21 protein-coding genes are annotated in these 21,558 nt (G+C 31.6%); 17 read left to right on the forward strand and 4 right to left on the reverse strand.

Annotation, left to right across the window (positions count from 1 at the left end; all coding sequences use genetic code 11):
- Position 1: 1 nt before the first annotated feature.
- Positions 2 to 925 carry a helix-turn-helix domain-containing protein gene (locus tag BN2665_RS20395; protein ID WP_055668955.1) on the reverse strand — a complete coding sequence of 308 codons (924 nt, stop codon included), beginning with the start codon at positions 923 to 925 and terminating at the stop codon, positions 2 to 4.
- A 206-nt stretch (positions 926 to 1,131) separates the two neighbouring features.
- Between BN2665_RS20395 and BN2665_RS20400 the strand changes: the two genes are divergently transcribed.
- The 5 genes from BN2665_RS20400 to BN2665_RS20420 all read left to right on the forward strand — a co-directional run bounded on the left by BN2665_RS20400 (position 1,132) and on the right by BN2665_RS20420 (position 6,355).
- Positions 1,132 to 2,148, forward strand: coding sequence for a Gfo/Idh/MocA family protein (locus BN2665_RS20400; RefSeq protein ID WP_055668956.1), 1,017 nt, complete (start codon positions 1,132 to 1,134; stop codon positions 2,146 to 2,148).
- 187 nt (positions 2,149 to 2,335) lie between these two features.
- Positions 2,336 to 3,196, forward strand: coding sequence for a sugar phosphate isomerase/epimerase family protein (locus BN2665_RS20405; RefSeq protein ID WP_207643703.1), 861 nt, complete (start codon positions 2,336 to 2,338; stop codon positions 3,194 to 3,196).
- Between the two features lie 43 nt (positions 3,197 to 3,239).
- The gene (locus tag BN2665_RS20410; RefSeq protein WP_055668957.1) at positions 3,240 to 4,511 is read left to right on the forward strand and encodes an ABC transporter substrate-binding protein; all 1,272 of its coding nucleotides are present in this window, start codon (positions 3,240 to 3,242) and stop codon (positions 4,509 to 4,511) included.
- A gap of 98 nt (positions 4,512 to 4,609) precedes the next feature.
- On the forward strand, positions 4,610 to 5,509 hold the full coding sequence (locus BN2665_RS20415) for a carbohydrate ABC transporter permease (protein WP_242865997.1): 900 nt from the start codon (positions 4,610 to 4,612) through the stop codon (positions 5,507 to 5,509).
- A gap of 12 nt (positions 5,510 to 5,521) precedes the next feature.
- Entirely contained in the window at positions 5,522 to 6,355 is an 834-nt protein-coding gene (locus BN2665_RS20420; protein ID WP_055668959.1) for a carbohydrate ABC transporter permease, read from the forward strand.
- Between the two features lie 127 nt (positions 6,356 to 6,482).
- On the opposite strand, the gene BN2665_RS20425 is transcribed toward BN2665_RS20420, so the two are convergent.
- Positions 6,483 to 7,361, reverse strand: a complete 879-nt coding sequence (locus tag BN2665_RS20425) for an alpha/beta hydrolase (protein ID WP_207643704.1) — start codon at positions 7,359 to 7,361, stop codon at positions 6,483 to 6,485.
- A gap of 286 nt (positions 7,362 to 7,647) precedes the next feature.
- Between BN2665_RS20425 and BN2665_RS20430 the strand changes: the two genes are divergently transcribed.
- From BN2665_RS20430 to BN2665_RS20445, 4 genes are all read left to right on the forward strand, one after another.
- Positions 7,648 to 9,363: a methyl-accepting chemotaxis protein gene (locus tag BN2665_RS20430; protein WP_055668960.1), complete on the forward strand. Its 1,716-nt coding sequence runs from the start codon at positions 7,648 to 7,650 to the stop codon at positions 9,361 to 9,363.
- 245 nt (positions 9,364 to 9,608) lie between these two features.
- Entirely contained in the window at positions 9,609 to 11,615 is a 2,007-nt protein-coding gene (locus BN2665_RS20435; protein ID WP_055668961.1) for a histidine kinase N-terminal 7TM domain-containing diguanylate cyclase, read from the forward strand.
- A 21-nt stretch (positions 11,616 to 11,636) separates the two neighbouring features.
- Positions 11,637 to 12,779 (forward strand): MFS transporter, encoded by a 1,143-nt coding sequence (locus BN2665_RS20440; RefSeq protein WP_055668962.1) that lies wholly within the window; start codon positions 11,637 to 11,639, stop codon positions 12,777 to 12,779.
- 23 nt (positions 12,780 to 12,802) lie between these two features.
- The gene (locus BN2665_RS20445) at positions 12,803 to 13,633 is read left to right on the forward strand and encodes a MerR family transcriptional regulator (RefSeq protein WP_055668963.1); all 831 of its coding nucleotides are present in this window, start codon (positions 12,803 to 12,805) and stop codon (positions 13,631 to 13,633) included.
- 105 nt (positions 13,634 to 13,738) lie between these two features.
- Here BN2665_RS20445 and BN2665_RS20450 read toward each other — a convergent pair whose 3' ends face one another.
- Positions 13,739 to 14,284 (reverse strand): glutathione peroxidase, encoded by a 546-nt coding sequence (locus BN2665_RS20450; protein WP_055668964.1) that lies wholly within the window; start codon positions 14,282 to 14,284, stop codon positions 13,739 to 13,741.
- Between the two features lie 248 nt (positions 14,285 to 14,532).
- Here BN2665_RS20450 and BN2665_RS20455 point away from each other — a divergent pair, with 248 nt between their 5' ends.
- Complete coding sequence (locus BN2665_RS20455) at positions 14,533 to 14,745, forward strand: sulfurtransferase TusA family protein (RefSeq protein ID WP_055668965.1); 213 nt, start codon at positions 14,533 to 14,535, stop codon at positions 14,743 to 14,745.
- Between the two features lie 48 nt (positions 14,746 to 14,793).
- On the opposite strand, the gene BN2665_RS20460 is transcribed toward BN2665_RS20455, so the two are convergent.
- Positions 14,794 to 15,690 (reverse strand): LysR family transcriptional regulator, encoded by an 897-nt coding sequence (locus BN2665_RS20460; RefSeq protein ID WP_055668966.1) that lies wholly within the window; start codon positions 15,688 to 15,690, stop codon positions 14,794 to 14,796.
- A 207-nt stretch (positions 15,691 to 15,897) separates the two neighbouring features.
- Here BN2665_RS20460 and BN2665_RS20465 point away from each other — a divergent pair, with 207 nt between their 5' ends.
- The 7 genes from BN2665_RS20465 to BN2665_RS20495 all read left to right on the forward strand — a co-directional run bounded on the left by BN2665_RS20465 (position 15,898) and on the right by BN2665_RS20495 (position 21,525).
- Positions 15,898 to 16,560 carry a YeeE/YedE thiosulfate transporter family protein gene (locus BN2665_RS20465; protein WP_055668967.1) on the forward strand — a complete coding sequence of 221 codons (663 nt, stop codon included), beginning with the start codon at positions 15,898 to 15,900 and terminating at the stop codon, positions 16,558 to 16,560.
- A 13-nt stretch (positions 16,561 to 16,573) separates the two neighbouring features.
- The gene (locus tag BN2665_RS20470; RefSeq protein WP_055668968.1) at positions 16,574 to 16,801 is read left to right on the forward strand and encodes a sulfurtransferase TusA family protein; all 228 of its coding nucleotides are present in this window, start codon (positions 16,574 to 16,576) and stop codon (positions 16,799 to 16,801) included.
- Positions 16,802 to 16,831: 30 nt separating this feature from the next.
- Positions 16,832 to 17,365, forward strand: coding sequence for a YeeE/YedE thiosulfate transporter family protein (locus tag BN2665_RS20475; RefSeq protein WP_055668969.1), 534 nt, complete (start codon positions 16,832 to 16,834; stop codon positions 17,363 to 17,365).
- A 67-nt stretch (positions 17,366 to 17,432) separates the two neighbouring features.
- Entirely contained in the window at positions 17,433 to 18,659 is a 1,227-nt protein-coding gene (locus BN2665_RS20480) for an FAD-dependent oxidoreductase (protein WP_055668970.1), read from the forward strand.
- Between the two features lie 226 nt (positions 18,660 to 18,885).
- A complete protein-coding gene (locus BN2665_RS20485; protein WP_055668971.1) occupies positions 18,886 to 19,695 on the forward strand; it encodes a phosphatase PAP2 family protein in 810 nt (269 codons plus the stop codon).
- A 153-nt stretch (positions 19,696 to 19,848) separates the two neighbouring features.
- A complete protein-coding gene (locus BN2665_RS20490; protein ID WP_055668972.1) occupies positions 19,849 to 20,040 on the forward strand; it encodes a ferredoxin in 192 nt (63 codons plus the stop codon).
- 129 nt (positions 20,041 to 20,169) lie between these two features.
- On the forward strand, positions 20,170 to 21,525 hold the full coding sequence (locus BN2665_RS20495; protein WP_055668973.1) for an MATE family efflux transporter: 1,356 nt from the start codon (positions 20,170 to 20,172) through the stop codon (positions 21,523 to 21,525).
- Positions 21,526 to 21,558 lie beyond the last annotated feature (33 nt).

A 21,558-nucleotide genomic window follows, 5' to 3' on the forward strand; every position in this document is an offset into this window, starting at 1 on the left:
ATTAGCTTGTTGTTGCTTTATGCACTCTAGACTTGATAGAGGTAGCATATTCTGAGGGAGTCATATTAGTGAGCTTTTTAAAGCATCTTGAAAAATAGTGAATTGATTCAAAGCCTAGTAGCTCTGCAATCTGAGAAAAATTATATTTTTTTTCTCTGATAAGCTTTTTAGCTTCTTCTATCTTTAGCTTTTGAAAGTAAGCCATTACACTTTCATTGGTTTTCTTTTTAAAGAGAGTTTTTAAATGGGTTTTCCCAATATAAAACCTTTCACAGATGAAATCAAAGGTGAAGTTGTTATAAACATTTTCAGTCATATAATTAATGATTTGCTCTACTACATCATTTTCCATTTTTTCCTTTACTACATTATCGATTCTGCTGCAGTTCTCATTTTTTATACCACTTCGTATTATATCAATGAGCAGGAGCTCAATATAAAGCTTTATTAATTGCTCGGAAGCAAACTCATCAGTTATGTCCTTTTTTAATAATTCCTTATATCCGCTGTGAAGGTTAGTAGAGAAGGTTCTTTCACCTTCGCATAAAATTTTACCTAGAATTTCTATCTGAAAGGTCGATAGATTTAATATCTTATTTTCAATAAAAAAATTCATATGGGCATTAGAGCAATCAAAACTTACCACCATAATATTAGGAGCGGTGACTCCATTAGCTTTAACACTGTGGAACTCTTCAGGAGGATGAAAAACTATATCACCCTTTTGTAGTTTATAACCCTTTTCTCCAGCTAATATTTCTACTTCTCCTTTATCCACATAAAGAAATTCCCAAAATTCATGGGATTCTCCAGAGAAGCAATAGTTTTTCTCGAATTCAAAGTAATGAATTGTTACTAATTTATCAACTCTGATTAGTTCATTTAAAGGAAGCATTTTATATAAGGCGTCTTCGGTATTATTCATATCAAAATATCCCACACTTTCTAAAAGCTTATGTTGACAAATTATCCAAAAAAATTGACCGTTTTTGTAAAGCAAATATATAGATATTATTATAAAATTTAAAATAGATATAAAACTTTTTTAATATTGACGTTTTTATTATACAATTATTTATTTTTCTTTTCAATAATACTAGAAAAGGGATGTATAAACATGGAGGTTCTAAAATGAATAAAAAGTATGGGGTATTGCTTATAGGTTGCGGCCATATGGGTAAAGAGCATATAAAAAATATTTACTATAAAAACAATGTTGACATTGTGGCAGTAATAGATATAGATGAGAATAGAGCTAAGGATTTTGCAAGAAGGTATAATGCCAAAACTCATGATACAAATTACAGAGCTTTTTTAAAGGATGAAGCAGTGGATATAGTTATAATAGCTACCTATCCTTCTACTCATCTAACTATTTTAAAGGAGTGTATTGAAGTCAAGAAGCATGTAATATGTGAAAAACCTATAGCTAGTAATTTCTATGAAGGTAAGGAATTCATAGAGCTAGTGAAAAAAAGTAATAGCAAGATACTTGTAGGACATATTCTAAGACATAATGAATCCTATAATAAGATAAAAGAAATGATAGATAATGATGCCATAGGAAAACCAATAATCATGAGGATGATACAAAATCATCATACGAAAAATTGGGAAAAATACAAAAGGCTAATAGAAGAAACTTCACCAATTATTGATTGCGGAGTTCATTATATAGATATCATGAGATGGATCACTGGTGAAGAGGTGAGAAGCATCAGTGGAATTTCTCAAAGAACAGAATTTGATTTACCCGAGAATAAATATAATTATGGGATGATAAATCTAACCTTTTCAGAAGGCTCCATAGGCTTTTATGAAGCGGGCTGGGGCAACACAATTAAGGCTCAAAATCTAAAAGAATTCATTGGTCCTAAGGGGAGAATTGTTCTTACCTATGGAAGAGATAGGTTGGAAAATAAAGAAGAAGGAGACTTAATTGAATATTATAAGTATCCTGAAAATAAGTATGAAATCATAAATATTGATTGTGAAAGAAAGCCTACAGATCTTCAATTTGATAAGCTTATAAGCATGATTGAAACAGGAGAAGAAGCTAATCCATCCATAGAGGATGTAGCAAAAGCTTTTGAATTAAGTTTTCTTGCAGACGAAGCTATAAAAGATAAAAAATTAATAAAGCTATAAAATGTTGAAAGATGCTTGCTCTTAAGGAGGAAAGCATCTTTATTTTTATATTAATTAACATTTAATCAAAAAAATGCCGTTTTTAAATACAATTTTTTAAATTTGAGTCTAATAGAAAGACAAATTGTACAAAAAAACTGACAATTTGTATAAAGTAAATGTTTTCAAAAGGGGTTATTATAAAAGTATGAAAAGCAAAGGGGCTGATAACATGAAAAAAGGAATCAATGTATGGTCTTTTAGTAAAAAATATAAGGCTAAAGAATATATAGATTTGTCTAAAGCCTATGGCTTCCAAGGACTAGAGCTAGCTCTTGATGAAGAGGGTGAGATAAGCTTAAACAGTAAAGAAGAAGAACTTTTGCACATAAAAAAATATGCTGAAGAGATGAATATAGAGCTGCCTAGTGTGGCTAGCGGATTATACTGGAAGTATTCCTTAACCAGTGAGGATAAGAGTACAAGGGAAAAAGCCAAAGACATTGTAAAAAAGCAATTAGAAGTAGCAGCTATTCTTGGAGCAAACACTATTTTGGTAGTTCCAGGTGCTGTGGGAGTGGATTTCATTCCAAACTTTAAACCAGTAAATTATGAGGTAGCTTACAATACCTCCCTAGAAAGCTTTAAGGAATTAAAGCAATACGCAGAACAATACAAGGTAAATATAGGTTTAGAGAATGTATGGAACAAGTTTTTGCTATCTCCACTTGAGATGAAAAATTTTATTGATGAAATAGACAGTCCTTATATAGGAGCTTATGTGGATGTAGGAAATCTAGTTTATACTGGCTACCCAGAACACTGGATTTCAATTTTAAATAAAAGAATAAAAAAGATTCATGTTAAGGATTTTAAGAGAGCTGTGGGTAATATAAATGGCTTTGTGGATTTGTTTGGCGGAGATGTCAATTATCCAGAAGTGATACAGGCTTTAAGAGAGATAGGTTATGATGACTATCTCACCGCAGAAATGTCGCCTTATAAATATAATGAAAATGGCATACTACTTAGTACAAGTTATGCTTTAGATAAGATGATGAGTTTTTAAAACAATTTAAAGTTTATATATAAATTATAAGGGGTGTTATTAAATGAAGGGTAAAAAATTATTTTCTATTATTACAAGTTTAGTTATTGCTACTTCCTTATTTGCTGGTTGCAGCAGCAGTAAACAAACCTCTTCAGGTAAAAATGAAAAGGTTAGCTTAGTCTATGGAGTATGGGATAAAAACCAAGAACCTATAATGCAAGAGCTAGCAAAAAAGTTTACTGAAAAGAATCCGAATATAGAAGTTAAAGTTCAATTAACTCCTTACAAACAATATTGGACTAAATTAGAAACAGAAGCTCAAGGGGGGAATCTCCCAGATGTATTCTGGATGAACGGACCAAATATAATCAAGTATGCAGATGCAGGTATGCTAATGCCTATAGATGATAAACTTAAGAGTTCTGATTTAAAACTAGAGGATTATCCCAAGTCTCTTATAGATTTATATAATGTTAAAGGAAAACAATATGGAATACCAAAGGACTGGGATACCACAGCAGTTTGGTATAATAAAGAAATTTTTGATAAAGCAGGAGTGCCTTATCCAAAGGCTGACTGGACCTGGGAGGATTTAAGAAATATTTCTAAAAAACTTACAGATAAATCAAAAGGTATTTATGGCATAGCAGCTTTACAAGATGACCAACAAGGCTTCTATAATACCATGCTACAGGCTGGTGGATTTGTAATATCAGAGGATAAGAAAAAATCAGGTTTTGATGATCCGGGTTCCATTCAAGGAATTCAGTGCTGGATAGATTTAATGAAGGATGGATCTTCACCAACGGCTGAGCAAATGCTAGAAACTTCACCTTCAGATCTTTTCCAATCTGGTAAGGTGGCAATGATATATCAAGGTTCATGGATGATACCTCAATTTATGAAAAATGAATTGATAAAAGATAAAATAGATATAGCTCCAATGCCAAAAATAAAGAAAAGCTCTTCAGTAATTCATGGATTAAGTAATGTGGTATCAGCTAAAACAAAAAATGCTAATCAAGCTTGGGAATTTGTAAAATTCTTAGCTAGCAAAGAAGCCAATGAAATAGTGGCTAAATCTGGTGTAGTTATACCAGCTTATAAACCATCCTTAGATATATTTGTACAAGCTAATAACAAGATTAATGTTAAGGCATATATTGATGCAGTAGATTATTCAGTTATGTACCCAGTATCTAAAAACACCTCTAAATGGACAACTGTTCAGGATGAAACCTTAAAGAAGGTTTGGGCCAATCAAATCACAGCTACGGAAGGAGCAAAAACCATAGCAGAGGAAATGAATAAATTATTACAACAAGAAAAATAACACAAAAAACAGCAAAATTAAAGCTGGCGTATTTATCTTTTAAAATGCGCCAGTTTATAGCAATATAGTTGTAGCATTGGATGGGAGGAGTAGGCGGTATGAAAACGGGAACTTTAAGTAAAAAGAAGCTTAATAATTATTTTTGGGGTTATTTAATGATTGCTCCTGTTTTAATAGGACTTATGGTGTTTTATATAATTCCTTTCTTTGAAAGCTTATTTATCAGCTTCACAAATATGGGGCCTTTCGGCACCTATAACTGGGTAGGCATTGAGAATTTTAAAAATATACTATCTGATTCTAATTTTTATTTGGCATTGAAAAATACCTTTATATATACAATTGTATCTGTTCCTATAACTATAGCACTATCAATTATTTTAGCGGTTCTTTTAAACTCTAATATAAAAGGACTTTCTATATATAGAACCATATATTTTCTACCGGCTATAACCATGCCAGCAGCGGTATCTATGGTTTGGAGATGGCTTTTTAACTCAGATTTTGGATTGATAAATTATATGTTATCAAAGTTTGGTATAGCGGGTCCTTCTTGGATTACTAATCCCAAAATAGCTCTATTTTCTGTTATAATTGTGGGGGTTTGGTCCAAGGTAGGATATAACATGATTATATTATTAGCAGGGCTACAAGGAATATCTAAGTCCTATTATGAAGCAGCAGAAATAGATGGAGCGGGAACCTTTAAAAAATTTACAAACATAACCTTACCTTTATTAACTCCAACTATTTTCTTCGTAGTTGTAATGTCCCTTATTGGAGCGTTCCAAGTATTTGAATATATATTTATGATGATTCCTAATAACAGCGTATCCTTAGAAAGTACCCAATCTGTGGTGTATCTATTCTATAAAAATGCATTTATGTTAGGTGAGAAGGGATATGCTTCAGCTATAGCCGTAATCCTATTTGTAATAATCATGATTATTACCTTTATTCAAATGAAGCTTCAGGATAAATGGGTTAATTACAATTAAGGAGGTAGGATTATGAAAGAAAACAAGGTGAAAGTAATAAACAAGAAATTTTTTATACATTTAGTATTAATATTGGGAGTGGTAGTAACAGTAACGCCTTTTATATGGATGTTATTGACTTCACTTAAGACTTTAGGAGAATCTACTCAGGTTCCACCAGTTATATTTCCTAAAAAAGCAATGTGGTCAAATTATTTAGAAGTTTTAAAAACCTTGCCCTTTAAACAGTTTTATTTAAATACCATTATATCAACGGTTTTCAAAACCGTTGGTCAATTGATATTTTGTTCTATGGCGGCCTATGCTTTTGCCAGAATAAATTTCCCCCTTAAAAATATAATATTCGTTTTAATTTTATCTGTACTGATGGTGCCAGGTCAAATATTCCTGTTGCCACAATATATGATAATTCAGAAGCTAGGCCTCTTAAATAGTATTACAGCTTTGATATTACCTGGGTTATTTAGTGCCTTTGGAACCTTCTTATTAAGACAGTTTTTTATGACTTTGCCTGATGAATTAGAAGAGGCAGCTATACTAGATGGCTGTAACCACTTTCAGATATATTGGAAAATCATGATGCCTTTAGCAAAGCCAGGTCTAGTATCCTTAGCAGTTTTTACAACGCTATGGAGCTGGAACGATCTTATGTGGCCTTTGATAGTAAATACCGCTACTGAGAAATTGACCTTATCAGCAGGGCTAGCTTCCTTACAGGGACAGCATGGAACAAACTTTCCTCTACTAATGTCCGGATCTGTAATGACTGTATTGCCTATGTTAGTTTTATTCATAATATTCCAAAAGCAATTTATAGAGGGAATTGCTTTTACAGGAGGGAAATAGCTGTAGAAAACATATTATGAAAATAAGCTTACTGTTTTGCAGTGCAGATAGATAAAAATATTTAAGTAAAAATAAAAAACCTCAATCTGTGTACAAATTTATGATTGAGGTTTCTTTTCGCGCTGAATTAATCCATAAGTGTTCTGTTTAGAAAATCAATAACTGCTTCAACAGACTCTACTGCTGCTGGATTATTCATTTCGTAATCAAAGGCGTGCTTAGCACCTTTTACAGTTATTAGATTACTAAGAACTTTATGATTACAAAGTTCTTCATTCATCTGAAGAGATTGTTCATAGGGAACATCATCATCTACATCTCCATGAATAAGAAGAGTAGTAGGATATTTTTCACATATATTTTTTATTGGACAAAGTGAATTCATCTGTTTTTTATTTATGATTAAATTAGGGCCGCTGATTTGATAAATCCAGTTTCCACGCTGTCTACAATAGGTATAAAATAAAAATCTATCAATTTTTCCTTCGGATACTGTCTTATTTCCAACACAACAAGAAGCTTGCTCCCAAGTTATGCTAGGCCTTGAAAGAAAAGCTTCACTTGGCTTTAAAGCCCAATCCCCTGAAATATCTCCATATCCATAAAGGGATACGATTGCATTTGGCTTTTCATCAAAGGTTCCAGCCATTAAAGCAAGGTATCCTCCGGCAGAGCTACCAACAACCGCAATTTTATTCGCATCAATGCCGAAAAGCCCTGGTCCTTCAGATTTTACCCACATAATTGCACCTTTAATGTCTTCAATTATGTGAGGCAATTTTGTCTCAGGAGCTAATCTATAGTCAATTGATATCACTGTAAACCCGGCGCTATTATACATCTCAATCTGTTTTTTAGGTATATCTTTTCTTGAGCCCCAAATGAGCCCACCACCATGAATGTATATTATTACAGGAGAATTATTTTCTTCTGCTTTGTAAATATCGGCATAAATAGAACAGTTGTCAATTTTCTTATATTCGAAGTCCATTTTTAGTAAATCCATAATGTGGTAGCCTCCTTAAATTTTAAACGATTTTAATATAAATTCAGATAAAAAGATATTAAAGTATCGCCAAAAATAATATACACTATTTTTATTACTTTAACAAAGTTAATTTATTTTAAAGGTGGTATACAACGGATATGGCACAAAAATTAGGTAATTTTGATTTCGGTAAAAAACTTGATTTTTATAAAGAAAAATGGGAGAATAATTTAAGGGGGTGAAAGCGCTTTAATATTTATTTTAATTGAATTAAAAATATGCAAAAAAGAAAGGGGCATCTAGAGTGAAATGGTTTAATAATCAAAAAATTTCTAAAAAGCTTTTTTTATTCTCTTTTATTATGATACTCTTCATAGGTGGGGTAGGGTTTTTGGGATTAAATACCATGAGGGTTCTGAATAATAATTCTAATTCCTTATATGAAGAAAATCTAAAGGGTGTTGGTGAGTTAGGAAATCTAAAATCTAATTTATTAGAAATAAGATCTAAGGTTATCTTACTTGTATATAATAGCAATAGAATTCAATTAGATGAATTAGAAAAGGAGTTTGCTAATTTAAGGGTTGTTAATGATAGATACATAGAAAATAGCAAGAAGTATATGACTACTGAAGAGGAAATAAGTGCTTATGAGAACTTTGTTAAGCTCTTAGGTTCTTATAGGCAAGAAAGAGATGATATAATAAGATTAGTAAAAGAGAACAGTTATGAAACCGCTCAAGAGCTATTTTTAAAATTAGTAGAAACAGAAAAGTTGATGCACAATGACCTAGATGAAATTATTGGGATTAATAATGAACAAGCTGTAGATAGTAGCAATAATAATAAATATATTTATAAAGCTTCCCTCATTTTCGTATTAGGAGCCGTGGCGTTAATAATAATAATCGCATCATCTATATCTATATATATATCTAAAAATATAGCAAGTAGTCTTAGAAAAATATTAAACTTTGCAGAAGCTTTTGGCGCGGGAGATTTAACTCAAAGAATTCATATCGATACAAAAGATGAGATAGGCATGGCTTCTTCAGAGCTGAATAAGGCTGCAGCAAGCATAGGAAAGCTCATTATAGAAATTACTAATGCATCTACTGATATAAGCGCTTCTAGCGAAGAACTTTCTGCTACCATAGAGGAAGTAGCATCTTCTATGAACAATATAGAGGAATCCTCAAAGGAAATAGCTAGAGGCACTGAAGTAGTTAGCTCTACCACAGAAGAGATAAGTATTTCCAATGTAGAGGTAGTTAATATAACTAATGGACTAGAAAATAAAGCTAAGGATAGCAGTATATCCTCAGAGGAGATTAAAGAAAGAGCAAAGGAAGTTAAAAATAGAGGTGAAAAGTCCTTTGAGATAGCAAATGCTTTATATGAAGAAAAGCAGAAACAAATATTGGGAGCCATTGAAAAAGCTAAAGTGGTAAATGAAGTAAAATTGATGGCTGACATTATAGGTGGAATAGCAGAGCAAACTAATTTGCTCGCTTTGAATGCTGCTATTGAAGCTGCTAGAGTTGGAGAGCAAGGAAAAGGCTTTGCAGTGGTAGCAGAAGAGGTAAGAAAGTTAGCCGAACAATCTTCAGATACAGTAACAAAGATTCAGGCTGTTGTAAAGGGCGTTTTGGAGTCTTTTGATAATTTATCGGATAATGCAAAGGATGTATTAAGCTTCATCGAAAATACTGTTAAGCCTGATTATAGGCTTTTAATGGATATTGGAGAAAAATATGAGGAAGATGCCATAGAGGTCAGTGAAGTATCAGAAAGTATATTATCCTCAGCCAAAGCTATGGCCAAAGCTATTAGTTTAATAAATACTTCCGTAGAGGGTGTATCAGCTAATGCTGAGGAATCAGCTGCAAGCTCTGAAGAAATTTTATCAAGCATAAGTGAAGTTACCTATGCTATAGAAGAAATAGCTAAGTCTTCTCAGAGCCAAGCAGAATTGGCAGTAAGACTAAATACTTTAGTTCAAGAGTTCAATGTAGGTTAGAGCTATTTGAGTTAGTACATATTTTATATAAAAGGTATGCTTTAGTAGTGAGTTACTTTTAAGGCATACCTTTTTGGCATACATATATCACATTATAAAATAACAAACTTTTCGACAAATACTAGATATTTTAATAAAATTATGTAAAATTTAAATAATATATGATAATATTATGGAGAAACATGTTACTATTAAATAAGAATATTTATTGAATTGAACCTACTTAATAAGGGGGCCAAGCTATAATGAACATATTGTCGGGATTATCTATGTTCGCATTTTTTGCATATATTTATATAGGAATTTATGGTTTTAGGGCAAATAAGAACTCTAAGGTTAATAAGACCTTTTTGGTTTTGTGCATAGCAATGGCTCTGTGGTCCTTCGCCTATTCTTTCGCTTATGTGGCAGTTGACTCTAAGAGTTTTTATTTTTGGAGTAAAATTGCTACTTTGGGATGGTGTAGTTTTAGTGCTATAGTGTTGTATCTAGTATTGACAATATACAAGGTAAGAATTGCGGAAAAAATCGTATTTAGAATAGCACTATTTTCTCCGGTGCCATTTTTTATGTATATAAGTTTATTTTTCTTTGGTGCTGGGATTGAAGCTTCTGATTTTATAAAAAGTGTATTTAATATCACAAATTTTCTGTACAACTTTTTCTATTTACTTATTGCTATAATAGTTATTATAGCTCACGGAATTAAATCAAAAAGTAACAGGGAAAAGAGACAATCGTTTTTAATAGGTATGACTAGTGCCATACCTTTTTTATTAAACCTGATAACACAAACTATATTGCCTATGGCCGGTATTAATATTGTGCCAGGAGATATAGGACAAATCTATTCACTTATAATGATATTTGGGGTATATTATGCTATAACTGAATATAGCTTTATGAATATAAGCCCTTCAATAATAATAGATGATATCTTAAATGAGATGATGGATTTAATGATAATTATCAATATAAATGGAGATGTAATTAAAGCTAATACACAAACGTTGAATTTATTAGATTATAAAGAGGAAGAATTAATTAATAAATCTATACTTAACTTGATTAATAATGCAGAATTTAAGACTATGGTAATAAATAAAAATTGGAACTATGAAATCACTAGGTTTAATAATTTAAATTGCGTAAGTAAACAAGGTGATCTAATTCCGGTTAATATATCTTGCACAAATATTATTGATAAAAAAGTAGGAGAGCTGGTAGGTATATTAATAGTTGGACAAGATGCTAGATTAAAGAATAGGCTAAATAAAGAAATTGAAGAGCATAGTAGCACCTATAACAAGTTAAAAAACAGTGAAGAAATTTTTAAGCTTATGATTGATATAATGCCTTTTGCGCTAGTGTTAACAAGGATATCAGATAGTAGAGTTATATATATTAATAATAGAGCTTTAAAAATGTTTGCTACAGAAAATGGATTAGCTCTTGGGCGATTAGTTACAGATTATTATAGTAATCCAGAGGATAGATTTAAAATCATTAATGAAATAAAAGAAGGAACTTTTGTTTCAGAAAAAGAGATACTATTTAAAAAGGAAAATGGAGAAAAATTTTGGGCGCTTTTATCCATGGCCTCAGCAAAATATATGAATGAAGATGTACTTTTATCAGGAGTTATAGATATTAATGATAATAAAGAATTTGAGATTAAGCTAAGAAAAGCAAAAGAAGAGATTGAGCTTATGAACAAGGAGCTAAAGAATAAAAATGAATTACTCATGGAGGCTAATTTAATACTTCAAGATAAATCCTCAAGAGACAGCCTAACAAATTTATACAATCATCAATTCATGAATGAAATACTAGAAAAGGAAATAGAATATTGTAAAAAGAATAATGAAAGCCTTTTTGTAGCAATGATAGATATTGATTTTTTTAAAAAGGTAAATGATAACTTTGGACATCAAATAGGTGATTTAGTGATTATTACTATAAGTAAAATAATAGCAGATGGATTGGGGAAGGATCATATTTTAGGAAGATATGGTGGAGAGGAATTTATAGCTATACTGCCTAGGATAGAAAAACAAGAGGCCCTAAATAGGATTGAGAAAATACGAAATTCTATAGAAAATTATAATTTTAATGTTGAAAACTTAAAGGTAACAGTAAGCATAGGATTAGGAGACTATAATAGGGATAATGCTCAAAACACAATAAAGAGAGCAGATACTTTACTTTATAAAGCAAAGGATAGAGGCAGAAATAGAGTGGAATGGAATTAAGCTTGAAAGGAAAAAATATATATGGAGCAAAGAAATATAGCCATTAAGTTGAATATACTATACCTTGTATTTTTCGGAGCGGCAGCTTGTTATTATCCTTTTCTAACACCTTTCTTTCAAAGTAAAGGTCTTAGTTATAGTCAAATAGGAATATTGTTGTCTTTAAATTCTATAATGGCTATTATTTTTCAACCATTATGGGGGTATATTACAGACAAAAGGCTAAATAAGAAAACTTCATTGCTTATAGCCATGGTTTCAAGTGGATTATTGATATTAAATTTTACATATGCTAAAAATTTTTATTTTATTGGTTTTTCTGTAGCTATGTTTATGATATTTTTAAGCGGCATAGCACCGATAATGGATGCTTATTGTTATGAGATTATAGGTTTAAATAAAAAATTACAATATGGACGAATAAGGCTTATGGGATCCATGGGATATGCCATAGCTGCATTACTAGTAGGGGTTGTTATTAAAAATTATGGAAATAATTCGGCTTTTGTAATTTATATGGTCTTTATGTGCTTATGTGTGCTTATAATTAAGTCCATTGACTATAAAGGGAAAAACTCTTCTGTTGTATTGAATTTAAAATCCCTAGGAGAGTTACTTAAATATAAAAAATTTATATGGTTTTTAATATCTGTAATGATTCTCAATATATCTATGGGTATGAATAGCAGCTATATTTCTGTACTGATAGAAAAAACAGGGGGGAATATTTCTAATTTAGGGTTTCTCTGGTTTGTCATAGCTATGAGCGAATTACCAGCTTTTTTCTTTGGGAATAAGCTTTTAAAGAAATTTGGTACTTTAAATCTATTTTACTTATCTATAGCGTTATTTTCTTTAAGGCTATTTCTTGATTCCATAGCTATAAATTACTATATGGTTATAGCAATACAAGCTATGCAATCTATTACTTTTCCGTTGTATTTAATGGCTACCTTACAATTTATCAATGAAAATATAAAACAAGAACTAAGAACTTCAAGTATAGCTATATATTCAGCTGTAGGAGGAGGACTCGGAGGTTTTATAGGTAATATGAGCGGTGGCATGCTCTTGGAGATTCTAGATGTTTTTATGCTATATAAAATATTAGCTATTATATCTGCTGTAGCCTTAGTAATTGCTTTAAAATTAAAAAAGCTATAATGCCATAAGAGAGGGGAATATTTATGAATCCTAAAGTTTTAATAGGTCAAATGGCAAAGCTTCATAATATATCAACGCAAACCTTGAGGTATTATGATAATATTGAACTTTTCAAACCCATGTATATTGATAAGGAAAATAGCTATAGATTCTATGGAGTAGAGCAGTTTGCTCACTTAGATTCAATTTTGTTTTTAAGAGCCTTAGGACTGACATTAGAAGAGATAAACACTTTTTTAGTGAAAAAGGATTTAGATACTTTAATAAGTATATTAAATAATAAGGAAATAGATATAGAAAATGAAATAGAAAGATTAAAAACAAAATTGAAAATTATTAAAAGTAAAGTAGAATTAATAAATCAATACAAGCTAAAAGAAGTATTTCATATATGTAGGTTAAAGCATATATCAAATAGAAAAATTATTAAAACCTATTTCCATAAGAGTAGAGATATAGTGGAATTTGAGTTTGGAATAAAACATCTGAGCAGCACTATAGGAGACGATTTATGCCTTTTCAATGGCTTAATAGGGATAATTATTGATGAGCAGATGGTAAAGGAAGAAGTCTTTGATTATTGGAAGGGAGTAACCCTTTTGTTTGAGGAGGAATTCATTAATTCCGAAGGGCTAGAAATTTTACCCGCAGGACAGTACGCTACCATAGTCTTTGAAGGCTCCTATGATAAGGGGAAAGAAGATTATTTGAAGTTATTGCAGTGGATTAAGGACAATGATTTTGAAGTTACAGGGGATGCTTATTTAGTAACTATCACTGATGTAGCTTTTTCTAAACTAGAAAAAGAATATATTACAGAAATACAAATTCCTATAAGGAAGTTGTTTCCATAAAAAATACTATCAAAGATTAACTTTGATAGTATTTTTATTTAGGGGGGATTACATAAAGGGGGATTTTAATATATATTTAATTTATCATACTTTCAACATTACTGATTATAATAATTCTTCAATATGCTTTTCCATATCCATTGGTTCAGTAGTAGGTTCAAATCTATTTACAACATTTCCTTCTTTGTCTATTAAGAATTTAGTAAAGTTCCATTTTATAGAGTCTCCTACTAAGTATTCAGGTAATTTCTCACTTAAAAACGAATATAATATCTTTCCGCTAGGATGATTTAAATCTAATCCCTTATATGGAGCCTTTTCTACTAAGTTCTTAAATAGAGGATGAGCGTCTTTTCCTCTTACGTCTATTTTTTCGAACATTGGAAAGGTTACTCCATAATTTAATTCACAAAAGGATTTTACTTCTTGGTTATTACCAGGTTCTTGTTCAGCAAATTGGTTGCAAGGGAAGCCTAATATCTCTAAGCCCTTATCTTTGTACTTTTTATATAGCTTCTCTAAATCAGCGTATTGAGGAGTGAATCCACATTTGCTAGCTGTATTTACTATAACTAATACCTTACCTTTATATTGATCTAAACTAACTTTTTCACCGTCAATGCTATTAAACTCAAAATCATATATAGACATAATTTATAACCTCCTAATAAAATTATATAAAATTAAATTTTGTTCAACTATTATATTTTTATAATAATATAAAAATAAATTATTGTCAATTAAATTGCGTTAAATTCATTCGACATTTGAATGCAAATGATCATATAAATCAACCTTATTATTTACTATATAAAATATAATATACAGATGAATAAATTTGAGTAAGACTTTATAATAAGACTATGATCGGAGTTTCTTATAAGGATGGTGAAGTAAGAATGGATGTTGACTGTGTAGGAGATATATGTCCTGTGCCTGTAGTAAAAGCTAAATTAAATTTTAAAAAAATTAATGTTGGAGAAAGCATTACTATAATTACAGACCATAGCTGTTCAGCACAAAGTCTAAAGGATGCTTTTAAAGGAATAAAATGTAGCATAAATGTGCAAGAAGAAGATGGGATATGGTTTATAACTATAGAAAAGAAATAGTATGAATTGCATGAGCGATATAGGAAAAAGACGGTTTTCGCCGTCTTTTTAACAAAAAGTTTCTCTCCCATATCTTTTTATATAATCTATAAAATCCCTTACATGCTCTTTAGAAGCCATATTTTTGTTATATATCATACAAATCTTACAGGATGGATTTAATTCAGCTATAGTAGCTTTTTTTAGTACCTTAGAGTATATTTCTTTTTTAACAGAAGTATAAGGCAAAATTGAAACTCCGTGATCAGCTATAACAGAAGCTTTTATAGCCTCGATGGAATCCAGCTCCATTTCTATATTTAAATTATTGATGTTATTATTTGAAAGCAATCCTTTTATCAATTCTCTAGTAGTTGTACCTTCAGAAGATAATATCAAAGGCAAAGAGTAAATGTCTTCCAAGGTTAAAGGGTCCTTAGGTATATCTCTTTTATTTGAATAAACGAAAATTAAATCATTATTACATATTCTAAAACATTCAATTCCAGGTAAATTAACCTCAGAGTCAATAAAGCCAATATCATAGCTGCAATCTAGCACATGATCTATGACTTCTTTGCTGTCTTCACTTTTTAGCAAAAACTTTATACCACCTCTATCTTTTTTATATAAGTGTAGTGTACAGGGAAGTAAATATTGCCCAACAGCGCTGCAAGAGGATATTTTAATGTTTTGCATATTGGATTTTTTACATTGTTCTAATTCCTTCAGCATATTTTCGTAGATATTTATTAAGGTTTCGGAATAGCTTTGAACTATCTCACCTTCTTCTGTTAATCCAATGCCTTTATTGCTTCTTATCATAAGCTCACAGTTTAATAGCTTTTCTAGTGCTTGTATTTGCTGGCTAAGTGCAGATTGAGTCATGTGCAGATTTTTTGCTGCCTTAGATATGCTATTATCTTTAACCACTTCTAAAAAGGAATTTAAATAGTTAATATTCATAGTAATTCACCCTTAGATTGTTATTTTTTTATTAATGTTATATTTTTATTATACTACATCTATAGGATATAAGAACAGCTTATAATAAAGTCTTATTTAGTATCAGAAAAATTAATGATTTTAGGATTAATTTATGTAGTACAATAAGGGTGTAAAGGATTTAGATTTAAAAGTTAGTTAATTAACAAACATTTAGGAGGTGAGCTTATGTCAGAAATTCAAACTTCCATGGCAAAAAGGCCAAAGAAGAAAAAAGTAAACCAAATACCTTTTGGTGTAGCTCTTTTTATAGGAATTATAGGCGTAGGATTTTTTATGGGAAATAGTAATCCAAGGGCTGCATTAATGTGGATCTTCGGAGTAGCAGCTGGTTTCACTCTTCAAAGATCTAGATTTTGTTTCACAGCTTCTTTGAGAGACCCTGTGCTTACAGGAGGAACCTCTCTGACAAAGGCAGTAATAATAGCCATAGCTGTAGCTAGTGTAGGTTTTATAGCTATGCAATATGGTGCTTTTGTAAAAGGAAGTGCTATACCAGGTAATATTTCACCGGCAGGAGTACATACTGCTATAGGAGCAATAATGTTTGGTATAGGAGCTGTTATTGCAGGTGGATGTGCTTCAGGTACTCTTATGAGAGTGGGAGAAGGCTTTACTATGCAAATGCTTTCCTTAGTATTCTTTATTATAGGATCACTTTGGGGAGCTAAGGATTTTGGATGGTGGTCTAAAAACTTTATGCCAGCTAAAGGGGTATTCTTACCTGATGTATTAGGTTGGGTTCCAGCTGTAGCACTACAATTCATTTTATTATTGGTACTTTATATTTTTGCAGATTGGTTTGGAAATAGAAAATCAAAGGATATTTAAGGAGGAATTTATTATGGCAGAAAAAAGATTAGATTGTTTAGGAGAAGCGTGTCCAGTTCCACTAATAAAAACTCAAAAGAAAATAGACACAATGAGTGTAGGAGAAGTTCTTATAGTAGAAATAGATCATAGCTGTGCTATGAAGAATATACCTGAATGGGCAAGAAAAGAAGGACATAACGTGGAAATTGAAGAAGTGGACGATGGACAGTGGGAAGTTTATATAGAAAAGACAAAGTAATCCCTAAGAATATTTAAAGGGGGGAATAAAATGGAGATTAAAAATAATCCATATTACAAAAAGCTATTAAAGGATCCTTGGACCTATGTTACTGGAGCAGTGGTTCTTGGATTACTAAATATAGGAATGTTAGCGGCTACTGGTAAGGCTTGGGGAGTTACTACTCCTTTATCCTACTGGGCAGCTTGGATATATCAAGCTTTAGGAGGACATCCTGAAAATTGGTTTTACTATCAACAGAAATCCCATGCTGCAGCTTTAGCCGGTGGATTTATGAATGATATGCATTCAGTATCTAATATTGGGATAATAGTAGGCGCTTTTTTAGCTACTTTATTAGCTTCACAGTTTAAAATAAAGAAAATAAAATCCATAAAACAAGTAGTAGCAGCTATACTAGGTGGACTATTAATGGGATATGGAGCAAGAATAGCCTTTGGATGCAACATAGGAGCACTTTTTAGTGGAATAGCTTCTTTATCTCTACATGGCTGGGTTTATTGGATCTTTATATTTGTAGGAGCTTGGATAGGAAGCAAGCTGTTAGTTAAATATTTTATGTAATGTATATAAAAAACATGGTGGCTAATAAAGGCCACCATATATTTTATGCTCATTAAGGAGGTATATGATGGAAAAGAAACATGAATATTATGATGTAGTAATCATAGGAGGGGGAGCTTCAGGCCTAACCTCAGCTATATATTGCGGAAGAGCTAAATTAAAAACTCTTTTAATTGAAAAATCCTTAGTAGGTGGACTAGCTACCTATACTAACGAAATAGCTAACTATCCAGGGTTTCCGGAGGGGACTACAGGTACTGAGCTTATGAACCTGTTTCATAAGCAAGCTAAGAATTTTGGAGTAGATTTTAAGCTAACAGATGTAAAAGCTACAAATTTAGAAGGAAAAGACAAACTAGTAGAAACCTTTAGAGTTATATATCATGCTAAAACAGTAGTAATTTCTACGGGTGGAAAGCCTAGATTAACCAAAGCTTTAAATGAGGAGAAGTTCTTATATGATAAAGGTATATCCTTCTGTGCTACCTGTGATGCAGCATACTATACCGATAAGACTGTAATGATTATAGGTAGTGGAGATGCAGCCATAGAAGAAGGAATGTTTTTAACTAAATTTGCTAAGAAGGTAATAGTATCTGTTATTCATGACGAAGGAATAATGGATGCCAATAAAATAGCTCAAGATCAAGCATTAAAAAACCCTAAGATGGAATTTGTTTGGAACTCCATGGTGAATTCTTTTGAGGGTGAAGAAAGATTAAATAAGGTAGTACTTAAAAATGTGAAAACAGGGGATATGATACCTGTAGATGTAGATGGTTGTTTCTTATTCATAGGCTATGTTCCAAACACGGAAATATTTAAAAATCAATTGGATTTAACACCTCAAGGCTATATAAAAACCAATGAAAAGATGGAAACTAATATTGAGGGTGTATTTGCAGTAGGGGATGTAAGGGATAAATTCTTAAAGCAAGTAGCTACGGCAGTAGGTGATGGTGCCATAGCAGGAGTAGGTGCAGAGAAGTATATGGCTGAATCAGAAATATTCGAAGAAGAGATAATGCAAAAAGAAAAATTAGGATTAATTTATCTTTGGTCTCCTATAGATGAAAAAAGCAGGGAAATGTTAAAGATAATAGAGGAAGTAGAAGCAGAGATGGCGGCTACATTAAAAGTGAACAAGATCGATGTATATAAAAATGCAAGCTTAGCACAAAGACTAGGCACTGTTGAAGCTCCAAGTGTAGTGTATACAAGGAATGGAGAAATAGTAAGTAAAGATAATAATATATCTAAAGATGAAATTTTAGAAATGTTAAATAAAATGTAATTATACTTTAATGAGGTGTGGCAAAACTACTTTAGAAAGTAGTTTTGCCACACCTCTTTCTTTTTTTGATATATCTGAAAAAGCTACATTATTATCACAATAATTCTAGAATATAAAAATAAATTGGCTATGGTTAAACAAATAAATAACACTATTGATTAGCCTACATAAAATATATATAGGGACTAGTCCTTTTTACTTTCACAATACTAAGGAGGAGAATTATATGTGTAACTGCAATATAGAAAATAAATGGAATACTATTTCCTATCCTAAAAATAAGTTTACTTCTTTAGGTGAAACTCCTTCTGGAGGTAGTTGGCCTTTGTATTATTTTAAAAGATCTCCAGAAGGTAAGTTTACAGACTTAAATGGCAATGAGATTGCTTTTAATATAAAAACTCCTGATATATCAATGGATTTCCCAAATAGTGAACTAAATAAAGTAGTTGAAACCTATTATAATTTAACAGAATATCAAAAGACCATTGCTAGTTACTGGGGGGCTGGAGTACCCCAAAATCAACTTATACCGATTCTACAAACTCTTATTAACGTCTATGGAGTACCAGCTGTATCTGCTTCTAGGCTTTATGGTATTGTTTCCTCTGCTATTAATGATGCTATGGTTATTTGCTGGTATTATAAATACGCCTATCAAATACCAAGACCTGTTCAATATGATCGTAATTTTACTCCTTATTTAAAAACACCTGAACATCCAAGTTATCCAGCTGGGCATTCCGTTAGCGCTGCATGCTTTGCAACGGTAGCAGCTCATTTTTTCCCCACAGAAAAAGAAAAATTGATTACTCTTGTTGATGAGTGTAGTATTTCTAGGCTTTATGCTGGAGTACATTTTCCTCTTGACTTATCGGAAGGATATAATCTAGGGGTAGATGTTGGAACTAGAATACTAAATGAGATAAGAAATGCTGCCGATGTTTACGGATCTACTGTAGATAAAGTTTATAGCGATGATAAAAATGCCGATTTAATGCCACCTCCTTATACTCAAATTTTTAAATTTAAATAATATTTCAGCAAATAAAAAAACTATAGGAATTACTTCAGATTTTAGAGCGTCGATTTTGTCGACCTCTAAAATCTGTAACTTAAGTTACAGATTTATTTCTTTAATAGTATTACTATAAAAGTGTAAATAAATCATTTAAAGGAGGAATATGGAATGAGAGGAAAAGTTGATAAAGATACATGTATAGGCTGTGGATTATGTGCTGCTATCTGTGAAGAAATTTTTGTGATGGACGATGATGGAAAAGCTGTTGCTAAAGATATAGATATAGATCAAGATAATATAGCTGGCGCAAAAGATGCAGAGGCTCAATGCCCTGTAAGCGCCATTGTTATAGAAGAATAATTCCCCCACCTCAGTAAAAAGCGAGAAGTAATTTCTCGCTTTTTACTATTTATAATTATATGTTTTTAAAAATACTATTGACCTTATAGTTACTATAACCTTTAAAATAAGGTCTGTGAGGTGATAGACGTGAAAAATAAATACGATTTATTAGAAGATAATATTTTAAAATTATTTTTTAAATTTCTTGGTACCAGTACTACAGGTATGATTATGGTTTCACTTTACATTTTATTTGATACCATATTTGTAGGTCAGGGAGTAGGTAAAGAGGGGTTAGCGGCTTTAAATATAGCTCTCCCTGTATATAATTTGCTATTTGGTACAGGTACCTTGTTAGGAACGGGAGGAGCTACGGCCATGGCCGTAAGCCTTGGAAGCAAGGATAAAGATAGCGCTCAAAGGGCTTTTAATCATTCCTTAGTTTTGGGAATAATAATGGGAATAATTTATACTGTTATAGGTCTTTTATTTATGGATAAAATATGTTACTTCTTAGGAGCAGGACCTGAAACTCTACCTCTCATTAAGGAGTACCTAGGAGTAGTGATACCTTTTAGCTGGTCCTTTCTTATGGTTTATAATCTTTCAATAATTGTGAGAAATGATCATGGGCCTAAGAGAGCCATGATTGCTATGGCTGCAGGGGGAATAACCAATGCTGTGATGGATTACGTATTCGTATTTCCTCTAGGCATGGGCATGAGAGGAGCAGCCATTGCTACGGTTATGTCCTCTTTAGTATCCTTAGCTATTTTACTAATGCACTTTATAGGCGGGCATTCCAACCTTAGGATTACCAGTCTAAGACTTAGGTTTGACTTTACTAAAAGAATTGTGTCCATAGGAATAGCTAGCTTCATAATAGAGATATCCTCAGGTTTAGTTATATTCTTATTTAATAAGCAGCTACTTTCCATGATAGGGGAAATAGGAGTTTCAGCTTATAGTATAATAGCCAATGTGTCCTTGATGTGCGTTGCTATATTTACAGGTATTGCTCAAGGTATCCAGCCTATAGCTAGTATTAATTTTGGAGCTAAAAAGTATTCAAGGGTTTATACTATAAGAAAACTTGGAATTATTTCTGCAGCGATTTTTGGAATGTTATTCTTTATTTTAGGACTAACCATACCAGAGACAATTGTATCGGCCTTTACTAGTGAAAAAGGTCAGATAATAGATATCACAAAGGAAGGAATAAAATATTATTTCTTAGCATTTCCTATTATGGGTATTAATATAGTTATGGGATCTTATTTTCAATCTATAGAAAAGACCCCTTATTCAACTGCTATTTCTTTGTGCAGAGGTATAATATTTACTGCCTTAGGACTTAAGCTCCTAACACTATTTTTAGGAGTATCTGGTATATGGATCACTGTACCTATAGCAGAAATATTAACCTTAATTATTATAACAGTGATTTTATACAAGGAAAAATTACAAAGATCAAATAATTTAAAAGAGGAAGCTGTAGCATAAGGTTATGAGGGGTGCTTTTGTAAAGCATCCCTA

Source organism: Desnuesiella massiliensis, assembly GCF_001403615.1.
In the GTDB taxonomy this organism is placed as follows: Bacteria; Bacillota; Clostridia; order Clostridiales; family Clostridiaceae; genus Desnuesiella; species Desnuesiella massiliensis.

Excerpts from the sequence above, each read along its gene's own strand:
- BN2665_RS20395 (WP_055668955.1), bottom strand. The coding sequence starts at position 925 with ATGAATAATACCGAAGACGCCTTATATAAAATGCTTCCTTTAAATGAA.
- BN2665_RS20400 (WP_055668956.1), top strand. The coding sequence starts at position 1,132 with ATGAATAAAAAGTATGGGGTATTGCTTATAGGTTGCGGCCATATGGGT.
- BN2665_RS20405 (WP_207643703.1), top strand. The coding sequence starts at position 2,336 with ATGAAAAGCAAAGGGGCTGATAACATGAAAAAAGGAATCAATGTATGG.
- BN2665_RS20410 (WP_055668957.1), top strand. The coding sequence starts at position 3,240 with ATGAAGGGTAAAAAATTATTTTCTATTATTACAAGTTTAGTTATTGCT.
- BN2665_RS20415 (WP_242865997.1), top strand. The coding sequence starts at position 4,610 with ATGAAAACGGGAACTTTAAGTAAAAAGAAGCTTAATAATTATTTTTGG.
- BN2665_RS20420 (WP_055668959.1), top strand. The coding sequence starts at position 5,522 with ATGAAAGAAAACAAGGTGAAAGTAATAAACAAGAAATTTTTTATACAT.
- BN2665_RS20425 (WP_207643704.1), bottom strand. The coding sequence starts at position 7,361 with ATGGATTTACTAAAAATGGACTTCGAATATAAGAAAATTGACAACTGT.
- BN2665_RS20435 (WP_055668961.1), top strand. The coding sequence starts at position 9,609 with ATGAACATATTGTCGGGATTATCTATGTTCGCATTTTTTGCATATATT.
- BN2665_RS20440 (WP_055668962.1), top strand. The coding sequence starts at position 11,637 with ATGGAGCAAAGAAATATAGCCATTAAGTTGAATATACTATACCTTGTA.
- BN2665_RS20445 (WP_055668963.1), top strand. The coding sequence starts at position 12,803 with ATGAATCCTAAAGTTTTAATAGGTCAAATGGCAAAGCTTCATAATATA.
- BN2665_RS20450 (WP_055668964.1), bottom strand. The coding sequence starts at position 14,284 with ATGTCTATATATGATTTTGAGTTTAATAGCATTGACGGTGAAAAAGTT.
- BN2665_RS20455 (WP_055668965.1), top strand. The coding sequence starts at position 14,533 with ATGGATGTTGACTGTGTAGGAGATATATGTCCTGTGCCTGTAGTAAAA.
- BN2665_RS20460 (WP_055668966.1), bottom strand. The coding sequence starts at position 15,690 with ATGAATATTAACTATTTAAATTCCTTTTTAGAAGTGGTTAAAGATAAT.
- BN2665_RS20465 (WP_055668967.1), top strand. The coding sequence starts at position 15,898 with ATGTCAGAAATTCAAACTTCCATGGCAAAAAGGCCAAAGAAGAAAAAA.
- BN2665_RS20470 (WP_055668968.1), top strand. The coding sequence starts at position 16,574 with ATGGCAGAAAAAAGATTAGATTGTTTAGGAGAAGCGTGTCCAGTTCCA.
- BN2665_RS20475 (WP_055668969.1), top strand. The coding sequence starts at position 16,832 with ATGGAGATTAAAAATAATCCATATTACAAAAAGCTATTAAAGGATCCT.
- BN2665_RS20480 (WP_055668970.1), top strand. The coding sequence starts at position 17,433 with ATGGAAAAGAAACATGAATATTATGATGTAGTAATCATAGGAGGGGGA.
- BN2665_RS20485 (WP_055668971.1), top strand. The coding sequence starts at position 18,886 with ATGTGTAACTGCAATATAGAAAATAAATGGAATACTATTTCCTATCCT.
- BN2665_RS20490 (WP_055668972.1), top strand. The coding sequence starts at position 19,849 with ATGAGAGGAAAAGTTGATAAAGATACATGTATAGGCTGTGGATTATGT.